5 protein-coding genes and 1 pseudogene are annotated in these 7,554 nt (G+C 69.4%); 1 reads left to right on the top strand and 5 read right to left on the bottom strand.

Annotated elements, in window-relative coordinates; genetic code table 11:
* The 3 genes and pseudogenes from clpP to tig all read right to left on the bottom strand — a co-directional run.
* A pseudogene (gene clpP, locus Q0066_RS15925) lies at positions 1-187 on the bottom strand (ATP-dependent Clp protease proteolytic subunit); the annotation flags it as partial.
* Between the two features lie 8 nt (positions 188-195).
* Positions 196-828, bottom strand: a complete 633-nt coding sequence (locus tag Q0066_RS15920) for an ATP-dependent Clp protease proteolytic subunit (RefSeq protein WP_298134773.1) — start codon at positions 826-828, stop codon at positions 196-198.
* Positions 829-1,152: 324 nt separating this feature from the next.
* Entirely contained in the window at positions 1,153-2,523 is a 1,371-nt protein-coding gene (gene tig, locus Q0066_RS15915; RefSeq protein WP_298134771.1) for a trigger factor, read from the bottom strand.
* A 424-nt stretch (positions 2,524-2,947) separates the two neighbouring features.
* Here tig and Q0066_RS15910 point away from each other — a divergent pair, with 424 nt between their 5' ends.
* Positions 2,948-3,709: a DUF1269 domain-containing protein gene (locus Q0066_RS15910; RefSeq protein ID WP_298134769.1), complete on the top strand. Its 762-nt coding sequence runs from the start codon at positions 2,948-2,950 to the stop codon at positions 3,707-3,709.
* An 88-nt stretch (positions 3,710-3,797) separates the two neighbouring features.
* On the opposite strand, the gene Q0066_RS15905 is transcribed toward Q0066_RS15910, so the two are convergent.
* Both Q0066_RS15905 and Q0066_RS15900 read right to left on the bottom strand, forming a co-directional pair.
* The gene (locus Q0066_RS15905; protein ID WP_298134767.1) at positions 3,798-5,498 is read right to left on the bottom strand and encodes an AarF/UbiB family protein; all 1,701 of its coding nucleotides are present in this window, start codon (positions 5,496-5,498) and stop codon (positions 3,798-3,800) included.
* Positions 5,499-5,677: 179 nt separating this feature from the next.
* Complete coding sequence (locus Q0066_RS15900) at positions 5,678-7,342, bottom strand: SLC13 family permease (RefSeq protein WP_298134765.1); 1,665 nt, start codon at positions 7,340-7,342, stop codon at positions 5,678-5,680.
* Positions 7,343-7,554: the final 212 nt, after the last annotated feature.

Here is a 7,554-nt window from a genome sequence, read left to right as displayed (position 1 = left end):
CCATCACCGCGTTGGCGATGTCGTCGCTGATCGGGGTGCCGAGGAAGATGATCCGGTCTTCGAACAGCTTGGTGTAGGGATCGACGCGCCGGACGCCGTAGCTGGTGCGTTCCTCCCACTGCGGAATGTAGTAGTCCATCGACGGGCCGGCCGGAGCCAGGCCACCGGGCAGAGCGGGCGTGGTCATGACGGTCCTCACTGGTTCGGAGAGTTCGAGCTGATCTGGGCGGCGCGCTCATAGACGTGGTCGATGAACCCGTATTCCAGCGCCTGCTCGGCGGTGAACCAGCGGTCGCGATCGGAGTCGGCCTCGATCTGCTCGACGCTCTGGCCGGTGTGCTCGGCGATCAGCCCCGACATCGTCTTCTTGATGTGCAGCGACTGCTCGGCCTGGATGCGGATGTCGGACGCGGTGCCGCCCAGACCGCCGGACGGCTGGTGCATCATGATCCGGCTGTGCGGCAGCGCGAACCGCTTGCCCTTCGCGCCGGCGCTGAGCAGGAACTGCCCCATCGAGGCTGCCAGGCCCATGGCCACCGTCGCCACGTCGTTGCTGATCCATTGCATCGTGTCGTAGATCGCCATGCCGGAGTCGACCGAGCCGCCCGGCGAGTTGATGTACAGGTAGATGTCGGAGCTGGGGTCTTCGGCGTTCAGCAGCAGCATCTGCGCACAGATGGCGTTGGCATTCTCGTCGCGGACCTCGGAGCCGAGGAAGATGATCCGGTTCGCCAGCAGGGACTGGTACACGGAGTCATTGATTCCGGCGGGGCTGAGGCCGGCCGCGGCCCGCAACGGTGCGGCGGCCGAGGGTGGCAGTGGTCGCATGTCGTTCACGCTGCGAACCTATCCAACGGCACTGACAAAACTAAGGTCATCCCGCGACTGTTCGCTGACGGCAGACCGCGCGTCCGTCCATGGGTGACCGAGGGAACCGTCCCCCATCGAAGCAGAGGTGGAACGAGAAGAACCGTCCCCTCGTACCACGGGGTCCCAGAAGTGGAACGAAAGAACCGTCCCCGCGTACCAGAAGTGGAACGAAAAGAACCGTCCCCGCGTACCAGTCCCCGCGTACCAGAATCGGGCGAAGGTGGTCGGAGACGCCGACGGGGTCCCGCGCAGCGGCGCGGGAGCCCGTCGGGTGAATCAGGGTCAGGCTTCGGCCGGAGCCTCTTCCTCGTCCTCGGCGTCCGCTTCCGGAGCGACCGGAGCGACCTCGACGGTCGCACCGTCGGTGTCGGTGACGGTGGCCTGCGCCAGGATCAGGCCGAGCGCCTTGTTGCGGCGGATCTCCTGCATCCACGCCGACATGTGGTTGTGCTCCATCATGTGCTGCAGTTCCTGCTCGGGGGTCGAGCCGGACGACTGCGCCTTGCGCACGATCAGGTCGGTCAGCTCGTGCTGCTCCACGCCCACCTCGTGCTCGTCGGCGATCGCGTCGAGCAGGATCTGCGCGCGCAGGCTCTGCTCTGCACGCGAGTCGACAACGGCCCAGAACGCCTCGGGGCTGTCCGCCTCTTCGTCCTCGGCGGTCTCCAGGTAGCGCTCCAGGGTCAGCCCGGCGCCCTTCAGCTGCTCCTCGACCTGGCTGTGCCGGGCCTCCAGCTCGGTGGCCAGCAGCTTGGCGGGCAGCTCGAACTCGACCTGCGCGACGAGGTCCTCCAGCACCTTGTCGCGGGCGCTGTTGAGCTGCTCGGCGCGCAGCATCTGCTCGACACCGGTGGTCAGGTCGGCACGCATCTCTTCGACGGTGTCGAACTCGGACACCAGCTGGGCGAACTCGTCGTCCAGGTCGGGCAGCTGCTGCTCGGACACCTTCGACACGGTGACGTGGATGTCGGCCGGCTCGCCGGTCAGCGGGCCACCCACCAGGGTCGAGCTGAAGTCGGCGGACTCCCCCGCCGACAGGCCGGTGACGGCCTCGTCCAGGCCGTCCAGCATGCCGCCGGAGCCGATCTTGTAGGTGATGCCCTCAGCGGTCGCGTCGGCCAGCGCCTCACCGTCGCGGGTGCCGGCCAGGTCGATGGTGACCACGTCACCCACGGCAGCCGGGCGGTCGACCTCGGTGGTGGTGGCGAAGCGCTCGCGCATCATCTCGATGCGGCTGTCCACCTCGGACTCCAGGTCGGCCAGCACGTCCACGGTGACCGCGAGGCTGTCGAAGCCGGGCAGGGTCAGTTCGGGACGGACGTCGACCTCAGCCACGAACTCGACCAGGTCACCGTCCTCGAGCTTGGTGATCTCAACCTCGGGATCGCCCAGCGGAACCAACTTGTTGGCGTCGACGGCTTCGCCGTACGCGGTCGGCAGCGCGGCGTTGATCGCCTCCTGCAGGACGACGCCGCGGCCGAACCGCTGGTCGATCACCGCCGACGGCACCTTGCCCTTGCGGAAGCCCGGAATCGTGACGCTCTGGGCGATCTCGCGGTAGGCCTTGGTGAGATGGGGCTGCAACTCGGCGAAGGGAATCTCGACGGTCAGCTTCGCCCGGGACGGGCTGAGTTGCTCGACGGTGCTGGGCAACGTGGTGCTCCTGTGATCGGTGGTATTTCCGTGCGGCCAGGAAACCGGAGCGGATGACGGGAAGCGAACCCGCATGACCAGCGTGCGAAGGAGGCCAGCCGGGCCAATCGGTCGCTGAACTCGGTGTCTGACCGTCTTGCAGACTACACCCTCACTCCCCAGGATTGCCCACTCGGCCGCGCCCGGACCCGCCCCACCCACCGCCTCGACCGGCGGCAGGTGCCCCTCAACCCTGGGGGTTTTCCCCTCCAGGCCGAACCATTTTCGTCGCCAACGTGCGTCGCGCGCCTAGCGTGAGTCCAGCCACGAACCGCGGACGGGCCGGCGCACCACGAGCGCAGCCGGACGCACCGGCTCGGACGTGGCCGGGCCGCCCCGGACGGCAAACCACATGTCAGCAGCGAACGATCGAGAGGAACGCATCGTGCCCGATTCAGTCAACCCCCCCGGCGAACCGGCCGAGGCCGCCGCCGAAGGGCCGGAGGTGGTCACCACCGTCGCGACCGGCGTCACCACGGGCGGCGCTCCCCTGGTCGCCGCCGAATCGACCAGCGGCGACGCCCGGATCACGGTCGCCGGAACCACCGACGGCTACGTCGACGCCGTGGTCGCGGAGGCGACCGACGGTGTGAACACCGGCGCCGGGGCCCTGCTCACCGACGGCGCCTGGTCGCTGTTGATCGCCGACTTCTCCGAGAAGCGCCGTGCGCTGGAGGCCTACACCGAGCTCCGCGAGGCCGCCGACGCCAGCCGGCTGCGCATCGAGGGCGCCTTCGTGCTGGTCAAGGACGAGAGCGGCGAGCTGACCATCGAACAGGCCACCGACCTGCGCACCCGCCGCGGCCTGCGCTGGGGACTGGTGGCCGGCGCCATCGTCGGCGTGTTCTTCCCGCCCTCGCTGCTGGGCAGCCTGGCGGTCGGCGGCGCCCTCGGCGCGGGAATCGGGCGGCTACGGCACCACCGCTACGCCGGCCAATTCGCCGAGGAGCTCTCCGCCGGGGTCGCGCCGGGCCACTCCGGCCTGGTCATGCTGATCTCCGACCCGGCGATGGTCGAGGTGCAGAAGGCACTCGCGAAGGCCGACAAGATCGTCCAGCGCGCCGTCGACAAGGCCGTCGTGGACGAGATCGCCGCCGAGGTGGACGCCGCCGAGAAGGCCGAGCCGGCTGACGAGAGCCGCAACTGACGGCCAGGCGCTGGTCAAGCTACGTCGAGACCTGCTGGCAAGGGGTTTCGACGTAGCTTGACCGACGGGCTCGGCCCGACGAGGATCTCTAGCTGGATCGGCGCCGAACCAGCCGGACCAGCCGCTGGTCGACGGACAGGTGGCCGGCTCGGCGAGAGACCAGCCGGCTCCAGGTGATGGCAGAGAAGCCCGCTGCCGCGGCGCCGAGCACTGACACCCCCTTCAGCCGGGGCGGGGTCTCGCGGGAGAGCAGCTGCCCCGCGGCCAACAGCGCGGCGGCGGCCATCAGCCCGTCCACCAGCTTGTCGCTGACCTCGTCGGCGTCGCGCAGGTTCACCTCGATCCGGGCCTTGCCGCTGCGGACGTCCTGCAGGATGCCGACCAGGTCGCGGGGCAGATCGCGGGCCACCTGTCGGAAGGCCATCAGGGCGCGGGCGGCGCGTTGCCCGAGATGCGCGGCGTCGTACTCGTGACTCATGAACTCCTTGACGAAGGGCGCCAACTCGTCATCGAGGGTCGCCTCGCTGCCGAGTTGCTTGCCGAAGCCCTCCAGCCGTGCCATCACCCGCAGCAGCAGCGCCAGGTCGCTGGGGAAGCCGAGTTCGAACTGGTGCAGCAACTGCATGCCGGCGGACATCGCCGCATTGAGGTCACGCTCGGACGTACCGGCGCCGGCGGGCAGGTAGGTCGCCAGCCACTCGTCGATCGCGCTCTCCAGGGCGTGGGTGTCGACCGTCTTCGCCGGTTCGCAGATCTGCAGGATCACGTCGGTGAGCTCGGCCACGTCGCGCGTGGTGACGGCCAGCAGCAGCCGGGCGACGTCGTCGCGGCGCGCGGCGGACAGGAAGCCCACGTCGCCGAAGTCGAGCAGGACCAGGTGCTCGGGATCGGCGATCAGGAAGTTCCCGGGGTGCGGGTCGGCGTGGTAGAAGCCATGGTCGAAGATCATCGCCAGCCAGGCCTTGGTGACCATCCGGTGCATCTCGTTCACCGACCAGCCGGCGGCCTCGACGTCCTCGGCGCTGCGCACCGGCGCACCGGCCATTCGCGCCATGGTCAGGACGCCGGTCGAGCAGTGGTCGGGGTAGGCCGTGGGCACCGTCAGCCAGGTCCAGTCGGCCAGGGCGGCGGCCAGCCGGCGCATGTGGTGCAGCTCGTTGCGCAGGTCCGTCGCCTGCCGCATCATCGCCGCGAACTGCGCCACGATCACGCTCGGCCGGTAGCGCGCGACCTCGGGGTCGACCCGCTCGGCGAAGTCGGCGAGCCGCCGCATCAGGGAGAGGTCCCCTGCCACCTGTTCGGCGGTGCCGTCGTGCAGCACCTTGACGACCACCTCGGTGCCGTCCGGCAGGACGGCGCGGTGCGCCTGGGCCACCGAACCGGAGGCGAAGGCCTCGTCCTCGAAGCTCCGGAACAACTCGTCGATCGGCTTGCCGAGCTCCCTCTCGACCCGCGTGCGGGCCAGCCCCGGGGCGTCCGTCGGCACCGAGGTCTGCAGGCCCTCCAGCGCGTGGGCGACCTCGGTGCCGACCAGATCGGCCCGCATGCTCAGCGACTGGCCCAGCTTGATCCATGAGGTGCCCAGCTCGGCCAGCGCGGCGCACAGCCGCTCGCCGATCGTCAGCGAGGCCAGGCCGGGGTCGGCCGAGCCGCCCCCGCCGGGCACGGCGTCCTCGCCGCCGGCCGCCTGGCGAGCCGTCCGCTCGCCGATGCCGTAGCGGGAGAACACCTCGAGGATCTCTCGCGCCCGATGGGCGTCTCGACCGAACTCGGAGTTGAAGATCGACATTGTTCATTCTCGATTCGTTGAGGAGTGGCGCCGGCCGCCGGCCGGTGGTTGGGTCGGATCTGACGACTGCGCCGGGCTGGGACGCAGCAACGATGGGCAGGACGCCTGCCGAGGCGCGACGGCACCTGATGACCGCCCATGGGATCGTGGCTCCCTCATCGCCCGGCCCCTTCCCGGGCTCATCGTAGGGAGGCGAGCAGGACGCCCATGCCGCACGCCGCCACCAGTCCTACCAGGGTCAGCGGCATCCCGAACCTGGTGAATTCGGTCCTGCTGTAGCCGATCGGGCCGATCACCATCAGGTTGGTCTGGTGAGCGAACGGATTGAGGAAGGTGAATGAGATGCAGGTGCCGATCAACGCCAGCAGGACGATCGGATCCATCCCGACGTCCGTCGCCACCGCGATGCCCACCGGAGTGAGGATGGACGCAGCGGCGGCGTTCGACACCACGTTGGTCAGCAGCACGGTCACCACCCCGAAGACGAGGACCACCAGCACCTGATTCCCCGCGACGATGCGTTGCAGGGTTGCCGCCAGCAGATCGGCCAACCCGCTCTCCAGCACGATCACCCCCAACCCCACGGAGCCGGCCAGGATGGCCAGCACGTTCCAGTCCAGGGCACGCACCGCGGAGCGGGCGGTCAGCACCCGCGTCACCACCATCAACAACGCCCCGCCCACCGAGGTGAGCTCGATGGGGGCGAGCCCGAAGGTGGCCGGCAACACCACGGCCAGCAGGATCGCGACCGCCGGCCAGGTGTTGCCAGGCTGGGGGACGCGACCCGCCACGCTCTGCCACAGCGACACGCACTCGCTGCGGTCGATGACCTCGGCGCGCGGCGCAGATACGTAGCAGGTGGCGCCCGGGACGAGGGCGGTGCGCCGCAGCGAGACCTTGGTCCGTGCGGCGATCACGTCGATGTCATCGTTCTCGCTCAGGTCGTGCAAGGTGCCCCGGTCGCCGGCCTTCACCGACACGGCGAACAGATGCTGGGGCGACAGTCCCAACAGGGGGCTGGCCCAGAGCGACCGGATACCGGCCTCGCTGGCCTCGAACACCAACCGGTCACCGGCCCCTATCGGGGTCTCGGGCGGGAGGTCGTCACCGGCCCGCTGCACCGCCGTCAGCCGATGCTCACGGGCGGTCAGCAGACCCAACTCATCGGCGCCCCTGCCCACCGCGAGCGCATGCTCGCCGACCCGTAGCTCGACGCGCCAATCGTGCGGCCGGACGTCCGCCAGCCCCGACCCGCGCAGCATCCCCGGCCCGATCCACGCCAGCAGGCCGATGCCGATCAGGGCCACGGGAAGCGCGACCGGCGCGAAGGACAGCATGCTCATCTCCACCCCGGCATCACCGGCGATTCCCGCGATCAACAGGTTCGAACTGGTGCCGATCAACGTGATCGATCCGGTCAGCGTGGTCAGGTGCGCCAGTGGCAGCATCAACTCCCGCGCCGGGATCGAGCGGGTCTGTTCGAGCTGTTTGCTGGCCGGCACCAGCATGGCCACGATCGGGGTGGTGTTCATCAGTCCGGACGCGAAACCGATCGGCGCCGCGAGCCGCAGAAACGCCCGCCGGGCACTCGACACGCTCATCAGCAGCGCGCGGGTGACCCGGTCGACCAGCCCCGTCTGCACGATGCCCTTGGCGATCACCAGCATCGCCCCCACGGTGATCACGCCGCCGTTGCTGAGCCCCGCGAACAAGTCCCGCGGCGAGGCGATCCCGAGCAGCCCGGCGACCACGATGGCAGCGCCCAGTGCGATGACCGGCTTGACCCAGCCAGCCGTCATGACTACCAGCGTGCCGATCACCAGGACCGCAGCCACGACGATCACGTACCACCCTCTTCCCTTGTCGACTCGATCGGCGCCCGCTCCCGGTGTGGCGAGGAAGTCACCGATCGATGCGTGGCCGGGTCGCCGGCCGGACTCGTCGACCCCCATGTTCTACGGACTTCTCCGCGGATCGACGGGCCCGACCAGCGACGATCGGCGGCTCGCTACTTCTTCTTCTTGCCCTTCTTGCCCTTCTTCTTGTCCTTCTTCTT

Source organism: Micropruina sp. (assembly GCF_027492755.1).
Taxonomy (GTDB): domain Bacteria; phylum Actinomycetota; class Actinomycetes; order Propionibacteriales; family Propionibacteriaceae; genus Micropruina.
The sequence above is the reverse complement of the archived record's forward strand: the minus strand, read 5'-3'. Positions and strand labels throughout refer to the sequence as shown.

Coding starts and splice junctions, on each gene's coding strand:
- Q0066_RS15905 (WP_298134767.1), bottom strand. CDS start 5,498: ATGTCGATCTTCAACTCCGAGTTCGGTCGAGACGCCCATCGGGCGCGA.
- Q0066_RS15920 (WP_298134773.1), bottom strand. CDS start 828: ATGCGACCACTGCCACCCTCGGCCGCCGCACCGTTGCGGGCCGCGGCC.